The sequence below is a fragment of the Candidatus Erwinia dacicola genome, from assembly GCF_001756855.1.
GTDB lineage: Bacteria > Pseudomonadota > Gammaproteobacteria > Enterobacterales > Enterobacteriaceae > Erwinia > Erwinia dacicola.
On sequence record NZ_MAYS01000475.1, the window covers coordinates 1 to 2,855 of the forward strand.

Here is a 2,855-nt window from a genome sequence, read left to right on the forward strand (position 1 = left end):
AACGGTTCTACATCGAAAAGGCGATTTAGTATCAGGTACAAAAAACTCGCATATAGACACACTTGTAGGCCGAAAATCACGTTATACGATCATCTTTAGACTAAGGGGTAAAGATTTTTTCTCAGTGAATTAGGATCTTACCGACAAATTCCTGAGCTTGCCGTCTGAACTCCGGCAATCACTGACATGGGACAGAGAAATGGAGCTCACCAGACATCTGGAATTTTCTGGCAGCACCGGTAACTTCTACTTATACGATTCTCAGAATCCCTAGCAGCGGGGAATAAACGAGAACACTAATGGGCTAATTCGACAGTACTTCCCCAAAAAGACATGCCTTGCCCAATATACTCAACATGAGCTGGATCAGGTTGCAGCTCAGCTAAACAACAGACCGAGAAAGACACCGAAATCCAAAACACCGAAGGAGATAATTGAAAGGGGTGTTACGTTGACAGATTAAATCTACAGTAACTTTTTTTAGTATTTCGTTCTCCATTTTAAGGCGTCGGACGTGCCACGATGCTGCGGGTTTCCATGCGCACTTCGGCGATGGTCACTTCAATCAGGTCGGTTACGCGATACATCACGTCCCCTTTGATCTGCACAGTACCGATTTCATTGCTTAATACCAGCTCATCACGCACCGTATGAATAAACTGGGCCGGAATAAAGGCGACAGCGCCGTTATCCTGCAGGCGAACCCGCATGCCGCCGCGCACGACGTCAATAATCTCGGCGCTGAAGCGCTGGTCGGTTCCTACCGTTTTCTGTAGGAAGCAGCAGTATAGCCAGTCACCGACATCGCGCTCAGCCATACTGTTCTGACGCCGACGCTTGCCTATCTTCACCGTTAGTTCATCGCTAGGGCGCTCTGCCGCTTCACCTTTAATCAGCGCTTTCAGCAGGCGGTGGTTAACCATGTCGCCGTACTTACGAATAGGGGAAGTCCAAGTGGCGTAAGCTTCCAGACCTAGGCCGAAGTGTGGGCCAGGAGTGATGCTCACTTCAGCAAAGGACTGGAAGCGACGAATACGGCTGTCAAGGAACTTCATTGGCAGCGCATCCAGCTTACGGCGCAGGTTACGGAAACCGTCCAGCGTGGTAATCGCCAGCGGATCGGCGGTGACGCCATGGTTGGCCAGCACGCCAGCAGCCAGCTCCGCGTTAGCCGCATCAAAGCCGAAGTGCACGTTATAAACACCAAAACCCAGCTTATCGCACAGCACGGTGGCAGCGCAGATGTTGGCAAGGATCATCGACTCTTCAACGATGCGGTTAGCAATGCGGCGGTGTTCGGCGATTATATCCAGAACTTCGCCTTTTTCACCCAGCAGGAAGCGGAAATCAGGGCGATCTTTAAACACCAGCGCATGCGCCTGACGCCATTCTCTTCGTGCTAGGCACAAGCGGTGCAGCAGGCGGATCTGCTGAGCAATCGCCTCGATTTCTGGCTGCCATTCGCCAGTACTTTCCAGCCAGTCAGACACATGGTCATAAATCAGCTTGGATTTTGATTCAATCCACGCAGCGAAGAAGCGGATATTTTCCCCCAGAGTGCCATCCGCTGCCACGGTCACACGGCAGGCCAGCACCGGACGACGTTCGCCGGCACGCAGTGAACAGATGTCGTCAGACAGCTGGCGCGGCAACATCGGGATATTAAAGCCCGGCAGATAGTTGGTGAATGAGCGTTCAGCAGCAACCACATCCAGCTTGCTGCCCACTGGCACATAAGCCGTCGGGTCAGCGATGGCGATTATCAGATTCATCGCGCCGTCTGCGGCTTCTTCCACATACAGCGCATCATCCATATCTTCGGTACTGGCGCTATCAATGGTTATGAAGTTCAGGGCAGTGAGGTCTTCACGCTCCAAGCCTTCATCCAGCATCTCTTCAAGCTCAGCCACGTCCGGAGCTTCACGCTCCAGATTGTGGCGCGACAGCGTAACCCACCACGGCGCCAGATGGTCATCCGCAGTGGTAATAAATTCGGTCAGTTCAGCATAGAAAGTGCGGTCATCCTTCAGCGGATGGTGGCGCATCTCTGCCACAGCCCAGTCTCCAATCTGGAAGTCATGCTTCACGCTGCGCTCTACGCGGCACTGGATCGTATCTTTAAGCAGGGGATGGTCGGGAACGATTGACAGGCGGTCATCTTTTCTCTGTACCCGGCCTACAAAACGCGTCAGGAAAGGTTCAATCAGCGTTTCAGGATCGGCAACTTCGCGATCTTTATCGGTCTGGATCACTGCGCTCACGCGGTCACCGTGCATCACTTTTTCCATGAACGGTGGCGGAATAAAGTAGCTTTTCTGCGGTTCGACTTCCAAGAAGCCAAAACTTTTTTCCGTGCCTTTTACCACACCTTCGACACGCGGTGTCTTGGAGTGGAGTTTCTCTTTAAGCTGCGCGAGCAGCGGGTTATCCTGGAACATAATTTCTACGTTTTCATGGCCTAAGATGCGGTGGGTAATTCTACGCGATTAACCGCTCTACGGCAAGAAAAACCTCGTTTCCGGTGTCTTCAGGGGGAGACTATTTTTTTCTGGTCGCCGGGTGATATCAGCGTAGCGTTAAAAGTGCATCAGGAAATACGCAGGCCCAGCGCCACATGATGAGAGCGTAATTTTTACCGGCACGGACTTGAAGGTCGGAGTGCGCTGCCGTCACCGAAACTGGAAAGCGGAACCAGCGAATTCGTTTCCGGATAGTACGCCGCGAGGTTACCGCGTGGGATGGCGTAAGGCACTAGCTTGAAGCCGCTCACTTTACGGATAATCCCATCGTTCCACAGGGTTTCAATATCCACGTTGTTCCCGGCGGCGTATTCCATCGCGATGAGCGCCAGTGGC

1 protein-coding gene and 2 pseudogenes are annotated in these 2,855 nt (G+C 52.5%); 1 reads left to right on the top strand and 2 read right to left on the bottom strand.

Annotated features, from left to right (window positions below; all coding sequences use genetic code 11):
• A pseudogene (locus BBW68_RS16935) lies at positions 1-463 on the top strand (IS30 family transposase); the annotation flags it as partial.
• A gap of 37 nt (positions 464-500) precedes the next feature.
• Here BBW68_RS16935 and BBW68_RS12525 read toward each other — a convergent pair.
• Entirely contained in the window at positions 501-2,438 is a 1,938-nt protein-coding gene (locus BBW68_RS12525) for an exoribonuclease II (RefSeq protein WP_070135616.1), read from the bottom strand.
• Positions 2,439-2,576: 138 nt separating this feature from the next.
• Positions 2,577-2,855, bottom strand: a pseudogene (locus BBW68_RS12530) (CbbBc protein); the annotation flags it as partial.

What these genes read in the sequence shown, in the direction of transcription:
- BBW68_RS12525 (WP_070135616.1), bottom strand. Translation starts at nt 2,438, where the DNA reads ATGTTCCAGGATAACCCGCTGCTCGCGCAGCTTAAAGAGAAACTCCAC.